Origin of the sequence: Nocardiopsis sp. JB363, assembly GCF_900143625.1 — a bacterium.
In the GTDB taxonomy this organism is placed as follows: Bacteria; Actinomycetota; Actinomycetes; order Streptosporangiales; family Streptosporangiaceae; genus Nocardiopsis.
In genome coordinates this window covers 25,033-46,813 of the sequence record NZ_FRFF01000135.1, presented here as the reverse complement: position 1 = coordinate 46,813, position 21,781 = coordinate 25,033, and the positions used below count along the sequence as shown (strand labels likewise).

Annotated in this window: 19 protein-coding genes; 7 read left to right on the top strand and 12 right to left on the bottom strand. The window is 69.1% G+C overall.

Annotation, left to right across the window (positions count from 1 at the left end; all coding sequences use genetic code 11):
• Positions 1-15 precede the first annotated feature (15 nt).
• The gene (locus BQ8420_RS21105; protein ID WP_087100886.1) at positions 16-2,139 is read left to right on the top strand and encodes a bifunctional UDP-sugar hydrolase/5'-nucleotidase; all 2,124 of its coding nucleotides are present in this window, start codon (positions 16-18) and stop codon (positions 2,137-2,139) included.
• Between the two features lie 196 nt (positions 2,140-2,335).
• Here the strand turns inward: BQ8420_RS21105 and BQ8420_RS21100 are convergent, their stop codons facing one another.
• On the bottom strand, positions 2,336-2,920 hold the full coding sequence (locus BQ8420_RS21100) for a hypothetical protein (RefSeq protein WP_087100885.1): 585 nt from the start codon (positions 2,918-2,920) through the stop codon (positions 2,336-2,338).
• A 328-nt stretch (positions 2,921-3,248) separates the two neighbouring features.
• Here BQ8420_RS21100 and BQ8420_RS21095 point away from each other — a divergent pair, with 328 nt between their 5' ends.
• Both BQ8420_RS21095 and BQ8420_RS21090 read left to right on the top strand, forming a co-directional pair.
• On the top strand, positions 3,249-3,917 hold the full coding sequence (locus tag BQ8420_RS21095) for a response regulator transcription factor (RefSeq protein WP_014911258.1): 669 nt from the start codon (positions 3,249-3,251) through the stop codon (positions 3,915-3,917).
• A gap of 64 nt (positions 3,918-3,981) precedes the next feature.
• Entirely contained in the window at positions 3,982-5,268 is a 1,287-nt protein-coding gene (locus BQ8420_RS21090) for a HAMP domain-containing sensor histidine kinase (RefSeq protein WP_087100884.1), read from the top strand.
• A 16-nt stretch (positions 5,269-5,284) separates the two neighbouring features.
• Here BQ8420_RS21090 and BQ8420_RS21085 read toward each other — a convergent pair whose 3' ends face one another.
• From BQ8420_RS21085 to wecB, 3 genes are all read right to left on the bottom strand, one after another.
• The gene (locus BQ8420_RS21085) at positions 5,285-7,474 is read right to left on the bottom strand and encodes a glycosyltransferase (protein ID WP_087100883.1); all 2,190 of its coding nucleotides are present in this window, start codon (positions 7,472-7,474) and stop codon (positions 5,285-5,287) included.
• 70 nt (positions 7,475-7,544) lie between these two features.
• Positions 7,545-9,302, bottom strand: coding sequence for a hypothetical protein (locus BQ8420_RS21080; RefSeq protein ID WP_087100882.1), 1,758 nt, complete (start codon positions 9,300-9,302; stop codon positions 7,545-7,547).
• 180 nt (positions 9,303-9,482) lie between these two features.
• Positions 9,483-10,592, bottom strand: a complete 1,110-nt coding sequence (gene wecB / locus BQ8420_RS21075) for a non-hydrolyzing UDP-N-acetylglucosamine 2-epimerase (RefSeq protein ID WP_087100881.1) — start codon at positions 10,590-10,592, stop codon at positions 9,483-9,485.
• Between the two features lie 231 nt (positions 10,593-10,823).
• Here wecB and BQ8420_RS21070 point away from each other — a divergent pair, with 231 nt between their 5' ends.
• The 4 genes from BQ8420_RS21070 (at position 10,824) to BQ8420_RS21055 (ending at position 16,187) form a co-directional block, all read left to right on the top strand.
• Positions 10,824-12,530 (top strand): glycosyltransferase family 4 protein, encoded by a 1,707-nt coding sequence (locus tag BQ8420_RS21070; protein WP_235006398.1) that lies wholly within the window; start codon positions 10,824-10,826, stop codon positions 12,528-12,530.
• A gap of 101 nt (positions 12,531-12,631) precedes the next feature.
• Positions 12,632-14,005, top strand: a complete 1,374-nt coding sequence (locus BQ8420_RS21065) for a nucleotide sugar dehydrogenase (RefSeq protein WP_087100879.1) — start codon at positions 12,632-12,634, stop codon at positions 14,003-14,005.
• Positions 14,006-14,237: 232 nt separating this feature from the next.
• Positions 14,238-15,470, top strand: coding sequence for a glycosyltransferase (locus BQ8420_RS21060; RefSeq protein WP_200816029.1), 1,233 nt, complete (start codon positions 14,238-14,240; stop codon positions 15,468-15,470).
• A gap of 111 nt (positions 15,471-15,581) precedes the next feature.
• Positions 15,582-16,187: a malonic semialdehyde reductase gene (locus tag BQ8420_RS21055; RefSeq protein ID WP_087100877.1), complete on the top strand. Its 606-nt coding sequence runs from the start codon at positions 15,582-15,584 to the stop codon at positions 16,185-16,187.
• Positions 16,188-16,239: 52 nt separating this feature from the next.
• Here the strand turns inward: BQ8420_RS21055 and BQ8420_RS21050 are convergent, their stop codons facing one another.
• The 8 genes from BQ8420_RS21050 to BQ8420_RS21015 all read right to left on the bottom strand — a co-directional run bounded on the left by BQ8420_RS21050 (position 16,240) and on the right by BQ8420_RS21015 (position 21,768).
• Positions 16,240-16,491 (bottom strand): hypothetical protein, encoded by a 252-nt coding sequence (locus BQ8420_RS21050; RefSeq protein ID WP_087100876.1) that lies wholly within the window; start codon positions 16,489-16,491, stop codon positions 16,240-16,242.
• A complete protein-coding gene (locus tag BQ8420_RS21045) occupies positions 16,488-16,838 on the bottom strand; it encodes a hypothetical protein (RefSeq protein WP_087100875.1) in 351 nt (116 codons plus the stop codon). Before BQ8420_RS21045 ends, BQ8420_RS21050 begins: the two co-directional genes overlap by 4 nt.
• A 186-nt stretch (positions 16,839-17,024) precedes the next feature.
• Positions 17,025-17,345, bottom strand: coding sequence for a hypothetical protein (locus BQ8420_RS32025; RefSeq protein ID WP_087100874.1), 321 nt, complete (start codon positions 17,343-17,345; stop codon positions 17,025-17,027).
• A 27-nt stretch (positions 17,346-17,372) separates the two neighbouring features.
• Positions 17,373-18,203, bottom strand: coding sequence for a glycosyltransferase family 2 protein (locus BQ8420_RS21035; protein WP_200816037.1), 831 nt, complete (start codon positions 18,201-18,203; stop codon positions 17,373-17,375).
• 310 nt (positions 18,204-18,513) lie between these two features.
• The gene (locus BQ8420_RS21030) at positions 18,514-19,284 is read right to left on the bottom strand and encodes a CDP-alcohol phosphatidyltransferase family protein (RefSeq protein ID WP_087100872.1); all 771 of its coding nucleotides are present in this window, start codon (positions 19,282-19,284) and stop codon (positions 18,514-18,516) included.
• A complete protein-coding gene (locus tag BQ8420_RS21025) occupies positions 19,262-20,311 on the bottom strand; it encodes an iron-containing alcohol dehydrogenase family protein (RefSeq protein ID WP_087100871.1) in 1,050 nt (349 codons plus the stop codon). The genes BQ8420_RS21030 and BQ8420_RS21025 overlap by 23 nt, the downstream gene beginning before the upstream one ends.
• Positions 20,312-20,316: 5 nt before the next feature.
• The gene (locus tag BQ8420_RS21020; protein ID WP_087100870.1) at positions 20,317-21,048 is read right to left on the bottom strand and encodes a sugar phosphate nucleotidyltransferase; all 732 of its coding nucleotides are present in this window, start codon (positions 21,046-21,048) and stop codon (positions 20,317-20,319) included.
• Between the two features lie 33 nt (positions 21,049-21,081).
• Positions 21,082-21,768 carry a DUF5941 domain-containing protein gene (locus BQ8420_RS21015; protein WP_087100869.1) on the bottom strand — a complete coding sequence of 229 codons (687 nt, stop codon included), beginning with the start codon at positions 21,766-21,768 and terminating at the stop codon, positions 21,082-21,084.
• Positions 21,769-21,781: the final 13 nt, after the last annotated feature.

Here is a 21,781-nt window from a genome sequence, read left to right as displayed (position 1 = left end):
GGAGTCACACAAGCCATGTCCAGACTCGTGCGCGCATCCGGCGCACTGCTCCTGACCGGCGCACTGGTGGTGCCCTTCGCACCCGCCGCCGGCGCCTCCGTGCCCATGGACACCCCCGATGGCGCGGACTTCACCCTCACCCTCCTGCACGGCAACGACCCCGAGTCGGCCCTGCTGAACGCCCCCGCCGACCCCGAATACGGCGGGGCCGCGCGTTTCACCACGCTCCTGCGGGACCTGCGGGCGAGTGAGAGCGCGGGTGAGGCGGCCGAGGACGGCGAGGCCGAGAACCGCGGCGTGGTCACCGTCAACTCCGGTGACATGTACCTGCCCGGCCCGGAGTTCGCGGCCTCACAAGAGGACGGCGCGCCCTTCTACGACGCGATCGCCGCCTCCCACGCCGAGTACGACGCGGTCTCCATGGGCAACCACGAGTTCGACTTCGGCCCGGACCTGTACGCCGACTTCATCGGCGGGCTCCCCGAGTCGACCCCCGTGGTCGCCGCGAACGTGGACGTGTCCGCCGAACCCGCCCTCGCCGCGCACGAGGAAACGGGCCGGATCGCGCCGAGCACCGTGGTCGACGTCGAGGGCGAGCAGGTCGGTATCGTCGGCGCCCTCTACCCGGACCTGGCCACCATCACCAGCTCGCGCGACGTGGTGGTCGACGAGGTCGTCGCCCCGGTCCAGGCCGAGGTCGACCGGCTCTCCGGCGACGACATCGACAAGATCATCATGATCTCCCACCTGCAGAACATCACCTTCGAGGAACAGGTCGCACAGGAGCTGACCGGCATCGACGCCATCGTCGCCGGTGGCGGCCACGAGGTGATGGCCAACGAGGGCGACGCCCTGGTCCCGGACGACGAGGTCACCGTCCACCCCGGTACCGGTGAGCCGCTCTCCTACCCGCTGATGGCGGAGAACCCCGAGGGCGCCGAGGTCCCGATCGTCACCGCGGGTTCCAACTACAAGTACGTGGGGCGCCTGGTCATCAACTTCGACGCCGACGGCGACGTGGTCTCCCTCGGCGACCGTTCCGGCCCGGTGGTGGTCGACGGTTCCGTGGAACCACACGCCGAGGTCGACGCCCAGGTCACCAAGCCGGTGTCCGAGTACGTCGACGAGCTCGCCGAGACCGAGGTCGCCCAGAGCGAGGTCGCTCTCGAAGGCCGCCAGGACCCGGGCGTGCGCACTCAGGAGACCAACCTCGGCAACCTGATGGCGGACTCCCTCATCGACACCGGCGCCCGCAACGCCGACGAGTACGGGGTCCCCGAGCCGCAGATCGGTATCCAGAACGGCGGCGGCATCCGCAACGCCTCACTGATCCCCGCCGGGACGATCAGCGCGTTGGACACCTACTCCATCGCCCCGTTCGCCAACCAGGTCGCGGTGGTGCCGGACGTGCCTCGCTCCCAGGTCAAGGAGCTGCTGGAGCACGGTGTATCCGCCGCACCCGCCGCCAACGGCGGGTTCACGCAGGTCGGCGGGGTCAACTTCGCCTACGACCCCGAACTGACCGCGCAGGAGGTGAACGAGGACGGAGAGGTGCTCACCGAGGGCGATCGGGTGCGCAACGCGATCCTGCACGACGGCACCGTGCTCGTCGAGGACGGCGAGGTCGTCGACGGCGACCCCATCACCATCGCCACCAACGACTTCTCCGCCCGCGGTGGCGACATGTACCCGTTCCGCGGCGCCGAGTTCGCCGTGGTCGGCTCCACGTACCAGGGCGCCCTGGAGCTGTTCGTGGCCGACACCCTGGCGGGCGAGATCACCGAAGAGGACTATCCCGAGGGCGGCTCCGGTCGGATCCTGGTCGGCGACGAGGCCACCGTTCCGCCGGGCGGCGGCGATGACGACGGTGACGAGGACGAGGATGAGAGGGAGGAAGGCGACAACGATGGTCCGTCCCCCTCTCCGAGCCCGTCCGACGACCCGAGCGAAGGCGCCGGTGACGGTGGTGGCGGCGCCGACGGTGACAGGAAGGACGACAAGGGTTCCCTGCCGCTCACCGGTGGCGCCCTGACCGGCCTGATCATCGCGGCGTTGGTGGCGGTGGGCGCCGGTGGCGGTGCGCTCTACCTCAGCCGGAATCGCGCTTCGGGCCCAGGCACCGGGGAGATCGACACCTGACCCCTCCCGGCATGACACGGCGCGGCCCGCTCGGAACATGTTCCGGGCGGGCCGCACCGCTTCGTGGTCGTCCGTCTCTCACCGGCGGATTCAGCGGCGGGGCAGGACTTCGACGGGTCGCCGGGGCTCGGTGACCCGGAAGACGGTGTCGGTGACGGTGGCGTTGACGTGGACGTCCTGGTCGCCGGTCTCGTCGTCAGCAGCCGACGATGCCCTCGACGTCGTCGGCCATCGCACTGCGGTCGGACTCCTCCATACCGCCGTGCTCGAACCAGATGAGCACGATGTGGCAGGCATCGCGGAAGTCCACCGCGGTGTCGGAGCCTTCCGACTCCTCTTGGCCCTGCAAACCCAGGACCACGGTGGTGGCGATGAGGGAGTTCTCGTAGGAGATGACCCGTACGAGGTTGGTCTCCACCGCCATGGTGCAGAGGAAGAGATCGTCCTCCTCCTCGGAGACGCACAGATCGTCGCTGACGTCCAGCCCGGCGGTGAGGTCGTCGTGGTCTTCGCGCAGTTCCGTCACCACCTCCTCGGCCGTCATGTCCCAGAGTGCGGAGTCGGTGGTGTCGCCGGGCTCCTCCGTCGGTTCCTCGGTGGGCTCCGGGGTGGGACTCGGTTCGGGGGTGGGCGTGACCGACGGCTCCGGGTCGCTCTCCTCCGCGGTCGGGGCGGGTTCGGGTGCCTCGTCGGCGACGACCCGGTCGGTGAGCATCCCGGCGAGCGCGAGCGTGCCACCCAGGGTCGAGGCCCCGGCCAGGACCGCGATGACGGTGAGCACCGAGAGCAGGCCGGCTCCATAGCGTCCGCGAGGCCCGTGCGGCCCTTGATAGCCGAATTGTCCCTGGTGTGGGAAATTCCCCCCGCCTCGGGGGGATTCGGGGTCGGGGTTCACTGCCGGACTCCTCTGTGTTCGCGAAAGCACGGAGGGGCCGCGTCGCACCCTCCTGGGCAATCTTCCCAGTTTCACCAAGAACGCGCAAAGAAAAGACCAGTGATGGACACTTGCACCATTTGACCGTTATGTGATTAGCGTATTTTCAACCAACCTTGGGGCATCCGGCGCGCATAATAGGGAAATGCTCCACCCTGGTCCTACGATCGGCACCATGACCTGCGTTTTGCTGGCCGAAGACGATGTCTCGATCTCCGAGCCTCTCGCCCGCGCACTACGTCGCGAGGGCTACACGGTGGACGTGACCGTCAACGGCGTCGAGACACTCGACCGCGCCCGTGCCGGAGACATCGACCTCATGGTCCTGGATCTCGGTCTGCCCGAAATGGACGGCCTAGAGGTGGCACGTCGGCTCCGCGCCGAAGGCCACGGAACGCCCATCCTGATCCTGACCGCCCGAGCCGACGAAGTCGACACCGTCGTCGGACTCGACGCCGGGGCCGACGACTACGTCACCAAGCCCTTCCGACTCGCCGAACTCCTCGCACGCGTGCGGGCCCTACTGCGTCGCGGCGGCGCCGAGGTGCCCGTCGTGCACGGAGTCCGCATCGACAACGACTCCCGCCGCGCTTGGCTCGGCGACCGTGAACTCCAGCTCACCACCAAGGAATTCGACCTGCTTCGCGTCCTGGTTCGTGATGCCGGCAAGGTGGTGACCAGAGAACAGATAATGCGTGAGGTGTGGGACACCAACTGGTGGGGGTCGACCAAAACCCTCGACATGCACATATCGTGGCTGCGTCGTAAACTCGGCGACGACGCCAACCAACCGTCCTACATCACGACCGTGAGGGGCGTCGGCTTCCGATTCGAACGAGACTGACAGGGTCTTGGGTTCGACACGCTCCTCGGTCGGCCTCGCCTGGGTCGGACGGACGTGAGGTGACATGCGCAGGCGGATGGTTTTCTCCACCCTGGTGGTGACCGTCATCGCCGTCATGCTGCTCGGACTGCCCTTGGGCGCGCTCACCTACAAGCTGGTGCACGATGAGAGCGCCCGCCAGCTTGAGGGCGAGGCGGAGCTGATCGGCTTCGAGAGCGACGCCATGCTCGAACGCGACGATGAGATCGACCTCGCCGAGTTGGACCGGGAGCATCCCGGCCGCTACATCCGGATCACCGACGAGACCGGTGACACGGTGCTGACCGCGGGCAATCCGGAGCTCGACCCGACGTCCGTCGATTCTCCCGGCCTGATCCGGGCGGCGGCGACCACCGAGTTCGGCACCACCGTCGAGGTGTGGTCCGATTCGGAAGCTCTACAGGAGAGCGTGATCCGGGCCTGGCTCGGGATCGCGTCGCTGTCCCTGTTGGCCATCGGGGTCGCCGTCGGGCTGTCCATGTTCCAGGCGCGCAGACTCACGCTGCCCCTGGTCGACCTGGCCGCCACCGCCGAACGGCTCGGCTCGGGGGTCACCACTCCGTGGGGCCACCGCTACGGCATCCCGGAGGCGGACCGCGTCGCCGAGGTACTGGACCGCAGCGCCGAACGCATCGCGGGGCTCATCGCCACCGAACGCCACTTCGCGACCGACGCCTCGCACCAGCTGCGCACGCCGTTGACGGCGCTCACCATGCGGTTGGAGGAGATCATCGCCGAGGCGAACAACGCGGGCGTGGTGCGAGAAGAGGGCGAGGCGGCCCTCGCCCAGGCCGAACGGCTCACCGAGACCGTCGAGAGCCTGCTCGGCCGGGCCCGCAAGAGCCAGAATCCGGAGGTCGAGGCGGTCGGGCTCGATCCGGTACTCGACCGCCTCCAGGGCGAGTGGTCGCCGGTGTTCCAGCGGGAGAACCGCAGGCTCCTGGTGACCGGCGACTCCGGGCTGACGACCATGACCGTTCCCAGTGACCTCGCGCAGATCCTCGCGACCCTGGTGGAGAACGCCTACAAGCACGGTGCGGGGACGGTGACCATTCGCCGCCTCGACACCGGACAGTCGGTCCGGATAGAGGTCAGCGACGAGGGTGAGGGCGTCCCCGAGCACCTGTCCGGGCGCATCTTCGAACGCGAGGTCAGCGGAGGCGGCGGTACCGGTCTGGGACTGGCCCTGGCCCGGCACATCGCCGAGTCCGAGGGCGCCCGCATCGAACTGGTGCAGACCAAGCCGACCACCTTCGCGCTGTTCCTGCCCGCCGGCGCCGGCGGCCTGTCGAAGATGACCGGCCCGGTCTAGCCGGCCACTGCTTCCTTCAACCTCCCGCGACGGCGGCGTCGGTGGGGGCGGGGTCGGGGACCCGGCCGCCGACCACCAGGTCGCTCCACAGGGAACGCACCCGTCCCAGGCCGTAGACCGAGGTGATCTCGGCCCGGGCCCGCTCGCTCTCCGCGGCGAACCCGCCCTGGGAAACAGTGCCGTGGATGGCCTCGGCCATCGCGACCGCGTCGTCGTGGATCCAGTGCGGGTCGTAGATGGTGTCCGCTCCCGGCCATGGAAGCAGCGCGGGGACTCCCCCGGAGGCCGCGCACTCGGCGGGCGCCAGGTGGAACGACTCGTCGTCGCTGGTGGAGAGCACGAACCCGATCCGACGCAGCCAGGTGGCCACGTCCGGGCCGAACCCGTCGAAGATCACGCCACTGGCGAGTCGTTCGTCGCGCTGGATCCGCCGGTACACCTTCTCGAAGTAGGCGCGCTCCTCCGGGCGGTTCCAGATCCACCAGTAGTCCCACGGCTGCTTGGTCTTGACCGACAGCGTGTAGCGGGGATCCATGCGGCGCAGCTCCGACAGCACGTCCAGACCACGGTCCAGTCGCTTACGGGAGGGTGCGATACCGATCATGCCCAGTGAGTACTCGGCGCCGGCCAGCTTGGGCCGGTCGAGCTGACGGTCGTCCACCCAGTTGGGCAGGACCACCACCTTGTCGTGGGGCCACCCGGTGATCTCGCGGGTCAGGTCGGCGTAGTGGGGGCTGACGCACACCACCGCGTCGACCTTGGACACGTCCAGTCGGCGCGGCCACTCCGCGTACAACTCGAAGCGGTGCAGGCGGACGATGAGGCGCTGGTCGGGGCGCTTCCACTTGGCGTAGAACAGCGCGTTGGGTCCGCACCATTCACAGATGACCACGTCCGCCCAGGCGGCGAGCTCCCGGGATCGATACTGGTCGTGGGTGCTCAGCCCCTCCCACTCGTCGATGCGCACGTCCAGACCCGGCAGGGAGTCCAGATACTCGGCGAGGCGGGTGAAGAACTTGAGGTCGTGCCCGGCGATGACCACCTTGAGCGGCCGTTCGGGGTCGGTGCCCTCCGGGGACGCCGGCAGCGCCTCGGCCAGGTAGCCGCGCAGGCGTTCGGAGGCCCGCTCCAGGGAATGGTCGGCCGCCGCCGAACGGCAGCGCTCCGCGGCGTCGGCGTACACGGCCCGATCGTGGTAGGCGCGGGCGATGGCCGTGACCACCGAAGCGGAGTCCTCGCCGGCGAAGAGCGGGTAGTCGACGCCGAGCAACGCCTCGTGCATGGGTGTGCGGTTGAGGACCACCGGCAGGCCGAGCGCCCCCAGTTCCAGGACCTTGGTGGACAGCTCCAGGCTGGCGTCCATGTCGGGGTCGCGCCAGGACAAGCCGAAGTCGCACTCCGCGGACTGACGCAGCGCGTCGGCGCGGGCCATACCGCCGCGCCAGTCGACGTTCGGGGTGCTCTCCAGGGCCTTGCGCATGCGTTTGGCCCACTCGGCGGGTTCGGCGTGGATCTTGTCGCCGATCATCACCAGTTCCGCGTCCACGCCCAGGCGGTTGAGCTCCTCGGGCAGGCCGGTCATCTCCAGCGTGTTCCAGCGCGGGGCGAACTTGCCGGTGTAGGCGAGTCGGGCGCGGGCGTGCACCTGGCCGGCCGCGGCGACGTCCGCGGGCACCACGACCACGGGCGGGAAGAGTACCGAGCGTCCGCAGGCGGCGGGCACGGTCGACTCCAGGAACGCGCGCAGTTCCTCGGTCTGGCAGAGCACGAACCGGGAGGCCAACGCGATCTCGGTGAGCTCGGCGGTGGCGGTGGCGGTGATCTCGTCGACGCTGTGCGGGAAGTCGGTGAGGTAGGTCCACAGGCGTCCGGTCAGGGACTCCTCCTGGGCGGCCAGTCCCGCCAGGCGGCGGCCCCGCACGACCACCAGGTCGAAGGGCTTGCGCCCGTGCAGGCGGCCCATGAGCTCCACGGCCTGCTCCGGGGTGAGCCCGCGGGGGCCCAGGTCGGAGAGCATGCGGTCCTCGTAGGGGCGGACCAGCCTGATCCCGTCGGCCTTCTCTAGGGGCGCGGTGAGCCGGTCGGTGCGCACCGGCGCCTTCAACAGCACGGTGACCTCACAGCCTGCGGCGGCCAGGGCCTGGGCCATCGACTGCGCCCAGATCGCCGAACCGTCGATGATGTTCAGGTCCACGTCGCCGTACAAGAGTGCGCGCGGAGGAGCTGTGCTCACGTTCTTCCCTTCGGATGCTGATGTGGCTAACGCTGTGCGGGTGTCACCCGAGGGCGCCGGTGGACGCGTCGGCGTGGGTCGGGTCCTCGCCACCGCTGTCGGTCCCGGTGCCGTGGTCGGGCCCCAAGGCCAGGAGTCGGGCGCCGCGCCGGTTCCACTCCCGAGGGCCCCAAGCGCGCCGTAGCAGCTCGGTCCGTGCCAGTTCGGGGTCGATGCCGGTGACGTACACGTACTGCCCGGTGCCGGTGGCGCGATCGAAGAACCCGAGTTCACCGGTTCCGGTGACCGTGGGGTCGGCTTCCGCGGCGCTCTCGTACGGGGTCCCGACCGCGTCGGCGCCGGAGCATTCGGCGGCGCAGGCGAGGTCGACCAGGCGGTTGCGTCCGGTCGGCCCGGTCCACATGAACGCCCAGGGCGTGGTGGCGCGTTCGGCCAGGTCCGCCCACTGCCGGAGGGTGAGCCCACCGGGGGCGGTGTCATTTTCGTCTCGGGTGAGATCGGCCGGGGTGTCCGGGGCGCCGAAGTGCACCGTGCGGACGGTGACGCCCTCCGAGCGCAGACGCCGCAGGCCGGGCAGCCGGGCGGCGGTGTCGGGGACGACGACCTCGGTCGGGCGCAGGCGGGAGGTGAGCAGGTCCTCGGCGAGCCGGTCGGCCTGCTCCTCGCCGTCCGGGTCGGCGAGGACGGCCACGCCGCGCCCGCTGAGCGGTAGGTCGACGCCCGGGACGGCCGTCGTGAGGTCGAGACCGTCCAAGAGCGCGGCCAGGCGGACCGGGGTGGCGTCGTCGAGGAACACCTGGCGGAGCATGGTGCGGACCTCGCGTTGGGTGGGACCCAGGGCGCGCAGTCGGGGGACGCTGACGGTGAGGTCCTCACCTCCCGGTACGGGTACGGCCGGGTGGGCGACCACACGGGTGCCGCAGGCCCAGGCCCGACGGCGAAGTCCCGCCTCGCCGGGGGTGTTCTCCGGGATCACGGCGACGTTGGCGGCGCGGAAGGCGTCCGCCAGGTCGGGCGAGTCCACGTCGATCACGCCCACCCCGAGTTCGAGTAGGACGTCGGGGACGGCGGTGCCGGCACCGGTGCGGACGTAGACGGCCTCCGGGCCGAGGGCGAGCTCGGCGGCGACCGGGTTGAACAAGTGCAGGGGTACACCGGCGTCGCCCTTGTGGACGCGGTCGAACCCGAGGCGGCGCAGGGCCGGCGGCGCGGGTGCGTCGTCGAGCAGGACCGTGGGGATGCCACGGGAGGCCGCGGACTCCATGACCCAGTGCAGGGCGCGGGTGCGGTCGACCGCGGCGGGGTCGCCCACGTGCGCCCAGGGCGACCCGGGGGCGGCGGCCGAGGCCGACACCAGGAGCAGGTCCACGTCCACGGCGTCCATCACGATCTGGGCGTCGTGCGGGCGCAGGGTGACCGAACGCAGGTAGGGGTCGATCGCGGTCTGGACGGCGGGACCCACGACGGTGGCGGCGACCAGTTGATCGGCGGTGCCGCCGCTCAGACCGGTGAGGAGTCGGGCCTCTTGGCGGTCGGCGTCGAAGGAGCGGACGGGTTCGGTCCGACGACGTTGGGCGTGGTTGGTGCTGCCGCTGTGCCGCCAGAGCCGGTAGAGGTCCCGGGGCAACCGCACCAGGGAGCGCGCGGGTCGCTTGGCCGCGGCGGTGAGCGCCCGGCCCACCTGGAGCGAGGTCGATCCCTCCAAGGCGGCGAGGCGGACCTGCGCCTCCTGGAGCTGGGCCTCACGTTCGGCCAGGGCTTGCCGAAGCTGTTCGGTCTGGCTCTGTTCACGCCGTTTCACGGTCTGCCACCTTGTACTCGGGTCTGGCGGTTCCACGGTCCCCCGTGCCTGCGGCGTCCGGGGTCGGCGGGTGTGCGGTCCGACGTGTGCCGGGGCGGGTACGAAGGCCCAGGGTCAGCCGGGCGGCCGGTCCCCCGGGGCGCCGGGTGGCGCCTCCGCACGGCGGGCTCATCGGTGTCGTCACCTCGACCACCTGGTCAGGACGGAGGCGATGCGTTCACCGGAACGACCATCCCACAGCGGCGGGGTGTCACCGAGCCGTTCGTCGATTCGACCGTCGAGGGCCTTGTCCAGGGTGGCGACCAGGTCGGCCTCGGTGACGAGCTGGTTGGTCCCGTGCGTGATGGTGACCGGCCGCTCGGTGTTGGGGCGCAGCGTCAGGCAGGGGACACCGAGGATCGTGGTCTCCTCCTGGACCCCGCCGGAGTCGGTGACCACGGCCGCGGCGCCGCGAGTGAGTGCGACGAAGTCGAGGTAGCCGAGCGGTTCGAGCAGACGCACGCGCGGGTGGTCGCCGAGGCCGGCTCGGTCGAAGGCCGCCTTGCCTCGCGGGTGCACGGGCATGACGACGTCGGCGAGTTCGGCGACCTCGTGCAGCCGCTCGGTGAGACGGGCGACGTTGTCGGGGTCGTCGACGTTGGCGGGCCGGTGCAGGGTGGCCGCCACGTAGCGCTCGGGAAGGTCGAGACGGGCGCGCAGAGCGTCGGCGTCGAACCGGTCGAGGTTGCCGAGGAGGGTGTCGATCATCGGGTTGCCGACGAGGTGGACCCGGTCCGGGGACACGCCCTCGGCGGCGAGATGGCCGATGGCCTCCGGGCTGGTCGCGAAGCACAGGTCGCTGAGCTGGTCGGTGACCCGGCGGTTGATCTCCTCGGGCATGGTGTTGTCGAAGGAGCGCAGGCCCGCTTCGACGTGTGCGACCGGGACACCGAGCTTGGCGGCGACCAGGGCGGCGGCGACGGTGGAGTTGACGTCGCCGTAGACCACCACCATGCCGGGGGTGTTCTCGGTGAACTCGCGTTCCAGTCCGACCATGAGGGCGGCGGTCTGGGCGGCGTGCGACCCCGAACCGACCCCGAGGTCGACGTCGGGGGTGGGCAGGCCGAGGTCACGGAAGAAGACCGCGGACATGCGGTCGTCGTAGTGCTGGCCGGTGTGCACGACCCGCTGGTGCGCGCCTCTGGCGCGCAGGGCGGAGACCACGGGTGCGGCCTTGACGAAGTTGGGGCGGGCGCCGACCACGTGCGCGATCGCGGTGTCCTGACTACCTGGGGGGGCGCTCGTTGCCACTGATGCTTCCTTCGCTTCTCGCGTTGATGGGGCCGGGGTTCGTTCCCCGGGCCCCGGGTGTGTGCGGGGTGGTTCGGTCGGGTCGACGGGCTTCCTTGTCCGGCCCGTCCCGTCGGCTTCGCCGTGGTGTCACCACTTGGTCACGTCCACGTGGTTGTGTGACTGACCGTGCAAGACACCCGGACTCCCGAACCCCGACCGCCGCGTCCACGTACCTTGTGGCCGCGTGCGGTGACCTTCACCGCGACCTTGGCCTGGCGTCACCTGCGGTCCGAACCCGCCCGGTTGCCGTTGTTGGCCGCCAGACTGATGCCCGGTCCGCTGCGCGGGTCGGCACGTGCCGTGGCCGCCCGTTCCGGCGCCCTTCCGCGCGCCTACGCCCTGTGGGATCAGGGCCGGCGCGAGGAGGCCCGTGAGGTGCTGCTGACCGCGTCCCGGCGCACATCCCCTGGTGGGGTGGGGCGCCTGGTGTCGGCGGCGCTGGCCGCCGGGGACGCGGACACCGCTCGTACGCTGGTCGAACGAATGCCGCCGGGGCGGCATCGCGACGCCGCCGAGTACCGGACGGCCCTGGCCACGGGACGCGCTGTTCCCGAGTCGTTGTCCGTTGCCCCTGACCGTCACGGGATCACGTTAACCCGCGGTGCGCCAACGCGGCCTGACGACACGGTGAACGCTCGGCGACCGGCGGCGACGGAATCGGGACCGCGTGTTCTGCACCTGGTCACCAACGCGCTTCCGCACACCAACGCCGGGTACACCCAGCGCACGCACCGCATCGCGGTGGCCCAGCGTGAGGCGGGCATGGACGTGCACGTGGTCTCCCGTGCCGGCTACCCGCTCACCAAGGGGGTACCGGACCCGCGCACCCTGGTGGAGGTCGACGGAATCTCCTACCACCGGCTCCTGCCGTGGAAGGCCCCCGCCGACCACGACCAGGAATTCCAGGTGGGCCTGCGGATGGCGTCCACGTTGGTGGAGGCGTTGCGCCCGGACGTGCTGCACGCGGCGAGCAACCACCACAACGCCCGGTTGGCCCTGGAACTGGGACGCCGGTACGGCCTGCCCGTCGTCTACGAGGTGCGGGGCTTCCTGGAGGAGTCCTGGCTCTCGCGAGACCCCTCCCGCAGCGTGGACGACGCCTTTTACCAGGCCGAACGCGCATCGGAAACCGAGTGCATGCTCGCCGCCGACCTGGTGGTGACGCTCGGAGAGGCGATGCGCGCCGACATCGAGGCCCGCGGGGTGCCCCGTGAGCGCCTATTGGTGGTGCCCAACGCCGTGGATGTCTCCTTCCTGGAGCCACTGCCCTCGGGTGGGGAGGTCCGCAAGGACCTGGGCATCGACCCGGAGGAGTTCGTGGTGGGCACCACCACCAGCTGTTTCGGATACGAGGGGCTGGACGTACTGCTGGACGCGGTGTCGCTGCTGCGCGAACACGGCGAGCCGGTCCACGCCCTCATCGTCGGTGACGGACCGGAACTGCCCGCACTGCGGGACCGGGTCGAACGGTCGGGGCTGAACGAAGCGGTGCACTTCACCGGACGCGTCCCCGCCGACCGGGTGCGGCACCACCACGCCGCACTGGACGTGTTCGTAGTGCCTCGCAGGGACGAGCGGGTGTGCCGTCTGGTGACGCCATTGAAGCCCGTGGAGGCTATGGCCGGTGGACTTCCCGTGGTTGCCAGTGATCTTCCTGCTCTTAGGGAGATTGTGGAACAAGGAGTGACAGGAGAGTTAATTCCGGCGGGCGATTCGGCACGTCTAGCTGATGTGCTCACCAATCTCGCTTACAGTCGGCGAAAGCGGATCTCCTACGGCCGAGCAGGTCAGGAGCGCGTCGGAGCCGACCGAACATGGGCCGGGGCCGTATACCGCTATAACCAGGCGTATCGGGTTCTTATTGGGAAAATGTCCGAACCAGGCCAGAACCCGTAGTCGTGGACAACGCGTGCCTACACTCAGACGTCCAGCACTCTGAATGGCAGTCCTCGAACATTTGCGCCCGTTCACGAAATGAATGCGAGTGTGACCACGAAGTGGATGCCGCAGCCTCCAACCCGGCCAATGTCCCCGAGCAGAGCACCGGATCGGCCGATCTCGTCGTCCTCGGTCTCGGCTACGTCGGTCTGCCCCTGGCAGCCGCAGCCGCGTCCGCCGGCGTGAAGGTCACCGGTCTCGATGTCAACGCCCAAATGGTCGACGACCTCAACCAAGGCGTCTCACACATCGACGACCTGTCGTCGGACGACGTCGGCGCCATGCTGGACCAGGGGTTCAGCGCGACCACGGACTCAGCGTGCCTGGCGACGGCGCGCACCATCGTCATCTGTGTCCCCACACCGCTGTCCCCCGAGGGCGGCCCGGACCTGGGCGCGGTCACCTCGGCCTCCAAGGCCATCGCCGCCCAGCTGTCACCGGGGACCCTGGTGATCCTGGAGTCCACCACCTACCCGGGCACGACCGACGAGGTCGTACGTCCGTTCCTGGAGGAGTCCGGCCTCGTGGCCGGGGCCGATTTCCACCTGGCCTTCTCCCCCGAGCGCATCGACCCGGGCAACCCGACGTTCGGCGTGACCAACACGCCCAAGGTCGTGGGCGGTCTCACCGAGGAATGCGGCGAGGCCGCCGCGGAGTTCTACGGCCGGTTCGTGCACACGGTGGTCCGGGCCCGCGGCACCCGTGAGGCCGAGATGGCCAAGCTGCTGGAGAACACCTACCGGCACGTCAACATCGCCCTGGTCAACGAGATGGCCATCTTCTGCCAGGAGCTGGGCGTGGATCTGTGGGACTCCATCGCCGCCGCGGCGACCAAGCCGTTCGGCTTCCAGGCCTTCTATCCCGGCCCGGGTGTGGGCGGTCACTGCATCCCCATCGACCCGAACTACCTCTCCTACAAGGTCAAGACCCTCGGCTACCCGTTCCGGTTCGTCGAGCTGGCCCAGGAGATCAACAGCCGCATGCCGGCCTACGTCATGCAGCGCGCCCAAGAGTTGCTGAACGACTCCGGGCTGGCGCTGTCCCGCTCCAAGGTGCTGCTTCTGGGAGTGACGTACAAAGCCGACATCGCGGACCAGCGCGAGTCGCCGGCCCGCCCGGTGGCGCGCAAGCTCGCCGCGAAGGGCGCTACGCTGACCTACCACGACCCGCACGTGGAGTCCTGGCAGGTGGACGGGGTGGACATCCCACGCTCCACCGACTTGGAACAGGCCATGGCCGATGCGGACCTGACCATCCTGCTCACCGACCACAGCGACTACCGCCCCAAGCTGCTGGACGAGTACGCGCGACTGCTGCTCGACACCCGCGGGGTGCTGCGCCGGGCGGACGCCGACGAGACCGTGACCACCGGACCCGAGGTACCGGCTCAGACTCGCCGCAAAGTTCAGCGGGAGGGCCTCCAGGTCCTGTGACCGGCCCGGCCCCCAAGGCACGCCGTTCGGACGTTCCACTGCGTTCAGCGGCGTGCCTTCGTGCGTTCACCAACGACCGACCGAAGGTTCACCGGAAGCACGCCGAGTGTCCATCCGACTGTCCTCAGCGTGTTTCTCCTGGTGAATACCGTGTCGTACAGCGGTTCCCGCCCAGTAACGGCGGATCATCGCTGTAGTCGGAGCCAACCGGTGACACACGTAGGTGATCTTCATGCACGCACTCGTGGCGACGATTGTGCACCATCCCGAGGACGCCAGGATTCTGCACCGTCAGATCCGGGCACTCGTCGAGGCCGGGCACACCGTCACCTACGTCGCCCCCTTCCGGGAGTGCGGGGTGACGCCATGGGACCAGATTCGCTCGGTGGACGTACCTCGCTCCCAAGGGCGCGATCGTCTGTCCTCCCTGCGGGCTGCCCGCGCCGCCCTGACCAGGCTGGCACCCGAGGCCGACGTCCTGCTCTTCCACGACCCCGAGCTCCTGCTCGCGCTGCCCTCGAAGCGGCCGCCGGTCACCGTGTGGGACGTACACGAGGACACCCCGGCTGCGCTGCTCACCAAGCCGTGGGTGCCGAGGCCCCTGCGCCGTCCGCTCGGTCGGGTCGTGCGCGGTTTCGAACGTGGCGCCGAACGACGTCTGCGTCTGATGTTGGCCGAGGAGGGCTACCGTTCTCGGTTCCGCGGCGACCACCCGGTCGTTCCGAACACCACGTACGTCCCGGACACCCCACTGCGACCCGCGGGTGACGACCGTGTCGTCTACCTGGGGCACGTCTCCATGGCGCGCGGTGCCCGCGAGATGGTCCAGATGGGTCGGCGGCTGCGCGACCACGGGGTACGCCTGGAAGTGATCGGCAACGCCGACGCGGAGGTCCGTCCCTTGCTGCGCGAGGCACACCAGGAGGACGCCCTGCACTGGTACGGGTTCGTGCCCAACGACCGGGCCCTGCGGATGGCGTCCGGCGCCCTGGCCGGGATCAGCCTGCTGCACGACACCGACAACTACCGGCACTCGCTGCCGACCAAGGTCGTGGAGTACATGGCGCACGGTCTACCAGTGGTGACCAGCCCGAACCCGATGGCCGAGGCACTGGTCAGCCGGCGACCGGAGGGACGCTCGGGACTGGTGGTCCCGTTCAACGACGGGGAGGCGGCCGCCCAGGCCGTGCTGAAGCTGCGCGAGAACGAGGAGCTGCGTCGGGACCTGGCGAGCACGGGTCACCGGATCGCCCGGACCTCGTACCACTGGCCGGTCCAGGCCCGAGTGTTCGTCAAGCAGTTGGAGGAGTGGGTGACCCAGGCCGACGGCCCGGTACGGCCCCGGCGGAGCCCGGAATCTCCCCCGGCGCCGCTCCCCGACCTGCCCGCTCCCCCGAGGGTCCCGGTCACCCCGGGTCAGGTTCCACCGCAGCGGGATCGCCCGCGCAGCGCGATAAGTGAATGAACTCACAAATAATATAATTCAGAAATATCTTCCTGGTAAACAAGGTTGTGCTTCGTGTCCGCCACAGACGGGCTTCCCTGCCCACGAAGAAGCACAGCCGAGGTTTCGAATATGACTGACACGCTGGTCCTCGACAAGAACGCACAGGACCTCCTGTTCCACAGCGCGCGCACCGCCAACTCCTTCACCGACGAACCGGTGACCGACGAACAGCTGCGAGCGATCTACGACCTGGTCAAGTTCGGTCCCACGGCGATGAACAACCAGCCGCTGCGGGTCACCGTGGTGCGTTCCCCCGAGGCCCGCGAACGCCTCGTCCAGCACATGGCCGGCAACAACGCCCCCAAGACCTCCACCGCCCCGCTGGCGCTGATCCTGTCCGCAGACAGCGACTTCCACGAACACTTCCCGACGACCTTCCCCGTCGCCCCGGACGCCCGTGAAAACTTCGCCGGCATGCCGGTCGAGGCCCGCGAGTCCATGGCCTCGCAGAACGCCCTCCTGCAGGTCGCCTACCTGATCATCGGCGTTCGCGCCGCGGGGCTGGCCGCCGGCCCGATGACCGGTTTCGACGCCGATGGCATCCGCAAGGAGTTCTTCGGTGAGGACTCCACCCAGCAGCCGATCGTCGTGATGAACATCGGCAAGCCCGGCCCGGACGCCTGGTTCGACCGGCTCCCGCGCCTGGAGTACGAGCAGGCCGTCACCGAGGTCTGATCCCGGAGACCACGAAGGGGGCGGGTGCCGTTCGGCACCCGCCCCCTTCTACTCAGAGGAGATTCACCTGAAGGATCAGGATCTCTTCGAGATGGTCCACCACCATGAAGACGATGAATCCGGACCCGCTGCCCAGTGGTAGCTGACGTAGACCTCCGACTCGGTGTGTCGGCTTACCGACACCTTCGGCGTCCCTGCCCAAGAAGACGAGTTCGGTCGCGATCCGTTCGATCTCCGCTATGGCTCCGATCGGAAGGCCATCCGAAAGTTCCGGCGGATGGAACTCCCAGGTCCATTCGCTCAACGCTCCAGGTCCTCGGCCACCTCGGCGAGTAGACGGGAGATTTCAGAGAGTGCCTCTCTCATATCGGGATGCCCCTCGGCCACCTTGCGTTCGAGATCGGCCAACAGCTTCGCGCGTGCCGGGTATCGCTGGATCTCGATACGCTGCAGCCAGATCCGGCAGAAGACCTGGAGAGGGCCGATCTTCTCGCTCTTCTCGGCTTCGGTGCTCGCTTCGAGGTGGTGTCCGTCGAACTCGGGCAGCCATGAGGGCATGATCCGGCCCACAGCCGCGCGTAGAGAGGCCGAGTTGGCATCGGGGCGTGGGATCAGCGGTCCCTCGATGAGATCGGCGTACTGTTCGGACACGGATACCGCCCCGCTCTCGTCTGGGAACGTGCCTACCTCATGAATCTACCCTGTGCACAGGCGAGGGTTCGGGTTATCCACAGACTCGGGATCAGCTTCGGTCACACCGATCGGGACACACCACAAGAGCGTCGTCCGGGTCCTTCCGGACCCTGGCTTCGCCCCGAAGCGCGAGCAGCGGTGGGTTCAGGAACCGGTGGGCCTTTGGGGCTCCTGGGGGCCGCCGTACGGGCCGGGGCCCTGGGGTCCCTGCGGACCGGGGCCGGGGGCTCCGGGATACTGGCCGGGCCACTGCTGGGGCGGCGGATACTGCCCCGGGTGGCCCTGGTGCGGCGGATACTGCCCGGGGTGGCCCTGGGGCGGCGACGGCCCGTAGCCGTACTGACCCCGTGACCCCAGGGAACGCAGGCCACGGATCGTGACGACTATGGCCACGATGACCACGGCGACGACCACCACGACGAGCAACAAGAGTAGGAGCATGGTCAGTCCGCTGAAGGCGATCACGTGGCTGTCTCCCGGGTAGAGGCGGGTTCAGATGATCGGCGGGCGACCGGCACGGGTCATCCGCCAAGCGGTCTTCCAGCTGATCGGGGTGCGGGGACCGGCGTCCTCGCGCCAACCCTCGCGGAAACCGCCGAACCACGACTTCAGCGCGCTCTTGTCACGCTCCCGGAGCACCGTCAGACCCACCCAGGTACCGAGGTAGGCGAACGCCAGCGGCCAGGGCAGATTGCGTCGGGCCAGCCACACCCGATTGCGGGCGTTGAGCCGATAGAAGTTCTCGTGCCGGGTCGGCGCCACCGCGGGGTGGTACATCACGGCGTCGGCGTCGTACTCGATGCCGTACCCGGCGTCCATGATCCGCCAGGCCAGGTCGGTCTCCTCATGGGCGTAGAAGAAGTCGCCCGGCAGACCGCCGCCCTGATCGAAGGCGGTGCGGCGGATGGCGCACGCCCCGCCCAGGAACGTGGTGACCTCACTGGACTTGCGGGAGTCACCGACCCGCAGTCGAGGCACGTGTCTGCGCTGGTCGGGGCCGCCGTCGGGGTCGGCGATCCGGAACGACAGGGCGCCCAGGGACGGCTCGGAGCCGAACCGGTCGCGCACGTGTTCGGCCAGATCCATGGACCGGTACCAGCCGTCATCGTCCAGGAACAGGATCACGTCACCCGTGGTCGCCTTCACCCCGTGGTTACGTCCCTCGGGAATGCCCACGTTCTCCGGCAGGTTCACCGTGACCACGCCCTCGGGCAGGTCGGGGAGGTCGGCGCCGTTGCTCACGACGACGACCTCGACGTCGGCACCCTGCTGCTCGAACACGCTGGTGATGGCCCGGCGCAGTTCGGCGGGTCGTGTGCCCATGGTCAGCAGGACACAGGACAGGGTGGGCTTTCCGGGCACCTGGGAACCGCTCCGTTCCTGCGCTCGGGATTCCCGCGCCCTGGACAGACCCGGGCCGGCGGGTTCGGCAGGACCTCCGGGGTCCTGTGCTGGTGGGATCACGGGAGTGGCCATGATTGCGAACCGTTCAGTGGATGACGTGCGGCTGACAGGTGGACACATGCCAACGTTCGCAGAAACAGACTAACGAAAGAATAAAGATGAAGTGTACGGAGCCGTGGACGGGGTAGCGTCCACGGCCCCGGAGTGACGTCATAACGTCATCGACGCGTTATTCGAGGCGTCGGGAGGCGAGCACGCTCACGAAGTGCGCGAAGCTCATCAGCACCGCCACCGCGGCGCAGGCAACGACCAGGATCCTGGTGGCCGTCAGGTCTCCGAGGAAGAAGTCGACCACGGCCACCACCACCACGATCAAGGACAGCTCCACGGCCTGGATCAGGCGGTGGACCTTGAGCGCGGAGGCCAGGCGTCGCGCCAGGCTCAGCCCGGACGACTTCGGCCGCATGGCCTCCTCGGTGATCTTCTCCGGAAGACCCGCCTTGGCGCGGGCCACCACCACGTTGTCGGTCTCGGCCTTGATCAGCACGACACCGAGCGCGGCGGTCATCCCGAGGATGACCCAGCCCCCGGATTCGAACCCTCCCTGGGCACGGATGCCCAGGCCCACGAGCAGCGCGACCTCGGACACGTAGTGGCCGATGCGGTCCAGGTAGATCCCGGCGACGCTGGTCCGACCCGTGTAGCGGGCCACCTCACCGTCGGAGCAGTCCAACAACAGATAGATCTGCACCATGACGGCGGCGAGGATCGCCGACCACAGCCCACCGAACGCGACGACGACGCCCGCGAGCACCCCGAACACCATCATCAGGTAGGTGATGGGGTTCGGCGGTACCCGCAGGCGCACGAAGAACGTGGTCAGGTACGGGGAGATGTCCCTCATGTAGAGACGCCCCGCCCAGTGCTCCTCGTTCACCCGCTCCTTGATCCCCACGGGCTGGCCGCCCGCGCGGACCTCAGCGACCGACGGCTTCGACATAGTCCGCGACACTCCGCCCGATCTCGTCCTCGGAGAGGTTCAGGTGTTCCAGGATCGTGAACCTGCCCGGGCGGGTGCCCGGAGCGTGCACCACGGCCCTCGCGAACTCGTCCTCGGAGAGACCGACGTCGGAGGGCACGATGGGCAGCTGATGACGGAGCAGGCAGGAGCGGATCTCATCCAGTCGCTCGGCCGGCCAACCCAGGTGCTTCACCCGCAGGTAGGAGGCGAAGAGCGTCCCCAGACCGGCGAGTTCACCATGGTTGCCCTTGCCCGGGTAGAGCTGGGTGACCGCGTGCAGGATCTCGTGGCAGGCGCCACTGGCCGGACGGCTGGAACCGGCGACCGACATGGCCATACCGGACAGCACCAGCCCCTCGGCCAGGACCTTGAGGAACCCGTCGGACTCGATGGAGTCGGGACGGTGCAGGATCGCTTCGGCCGCGACGCGGGCGAAGGTGACCGCCATGCCGTCGACCGGCTCGTTGTTCTCCCTCCCGGCGAGCTCCCAGTCCTCGATCGCGGAGATGTTGCTGACCACGTCACCGACACCGGAACGCACCAGGCGCGCGGGGGCGGCCTGGACGTAGTCGACGTCGATGACCACCGCGATGGGCATGGTCACGCCGATGGACGGCTTGCCGCCCTCGTGCTCCAGGGAGCTGACGGGGGAGGCGATGCCGTCGTGGGCCAGGTTCGTGGCCACGGCCACCATCGGGATGCCCGCCATGGTCGCGGCGAACTTGGTGACATCGATGGTCTTGCCACCACCGATGCCGGCCACGGCCTCGTAGGCTCCCGAGCGCAGCTTCTGGCCGAGGGCGGTCGCCGCGTCGACGGTGCCCTCCTCGACCTGGAAGACCTCGCAATGGGGCAGGTCCAGGTCGGCGGCGATCTGTGCGCCCTGACCCGGTCCCACCGCCACGGCAATGCGTCCCTCGGTGGCGATGCGGCGGTCGGCCAGCACCGTTCCGAGCGAGGAGACGGCCCCTCGGCGCACGTCGATCGCCAGAGGGGAGGGAAGCATTCGAGCTAGTAGCGGCACGCGATCTCCCTCGCCTTGGCCAGGTCGTCGTGGTCGTCGACCTCGACCCAGTCCACCTTGCCGATGGGGGCGACGGCGATCTTCTCGCCGCGGCGGACCAGCTCCTGGTAACCGTCCTCGTAGTACAGCTGCGGGTCGCGCTCCCAGGTGGCCTTCAGCGCGTCGGCCAGGCGGGAGTCGAGCGAGCTCTCGATGAGGGTGGCGCCGATGTACTCGCCCGCGGCGGTGGCGGGGTCCATCAGCTTGGTGATGTTCTGGAGGTGACCGTCTTCGTCGAGGGTCACCTTCATCTCTTCTTCGGCGAGGGTTTTCACGTTGTCCACCGCGAGGAGGAGTTCCGGTCCCCTGGCGGCGAGTAGCGTTTCCTCGATGCTCACCGGGTGCACGGTGTCACCGTTGACCAGGAGGACGCCCTCGGAGAAGAACTCACGTGCGGTCCACAGGGAGTAGGCGTTGTTCCACTCCTCGGCCTTGTCGTTGTAGCTGAGGGTGAGCTTGACGCCGTGGCGCTCTTCCAGAGCGGCCTTACGCTCCTCGACGGCCTCGGCCCGGTAGCCCACGACGATGACGACGTCGGTGAGACCGGCGGCCGCCAGGTTGCGCAGCGAGATGTCCATGATGGTCGTCTCGCCGTCGACGGGCACCAAGGCCTTGGGCAGGGTGTCGGTGTAAGGACGCAGACGCCGCCCCGCGCCTGCGGCGAGAACCATTCCGAGCATGAGGGCGAGTTCCTCCTTAGGTCGAGGAGGCGCTCACGCCTCCTCGTTCGTTCCGGTGGCCGTTCGGCCCCCGTCTCCGTTGGGGGAGATCGGGTGATCTCCCCACTGCTCCTCTCCGCCGAGGATGTCGGCGGAACCGGTGCGCGTCTCGGCCACCGTGGTGGCGCTCCAAGTGCGCACGGCTTCCCGCACCTGTAGGACCACCAGGTATCCGGCGAGTATGCCGTAGGCGGGTGTGAGGGCGGACAGCGCTCCCCCGGCCGCGATGACGAGCATCCTGCCGTCCCATCCGAGCGCGGCGTTCCGCGTCACGGACGGTCGGTTCACCCCGACCGCGGGTCGTGCGACATCGTCGCGGTGGTGACAGACGACCGCCACCAAGACTACGAACACCAGGGGACCGGGTACGCCGGACGCGAGCCCCAGCGTTGCCAGGTAGCCGTATTCGGTGACCCGTAGGATCGGTGGCACGAACCGGTCGAACCGCCCATTATGGGGGTGGCCGGCGGCCAAACCGGACAGTAGCAGGGCAGCGACCGGTGCGCACAGGGTAATGCCTGTCAGCTGACCCTTGTCCGCCAAGAGCAGGACCGCCACGATGATGGCACCGGTTACGGCCGTGAACAGCGGTGGTGCGATGCCCGGGACCATCCTGCCCAGAAACCTGCCCATGTGACCGTCATCACGAAGAAAACGCAGGTCGAGAACGATCGGGTCCAAAAGGTCATACCCC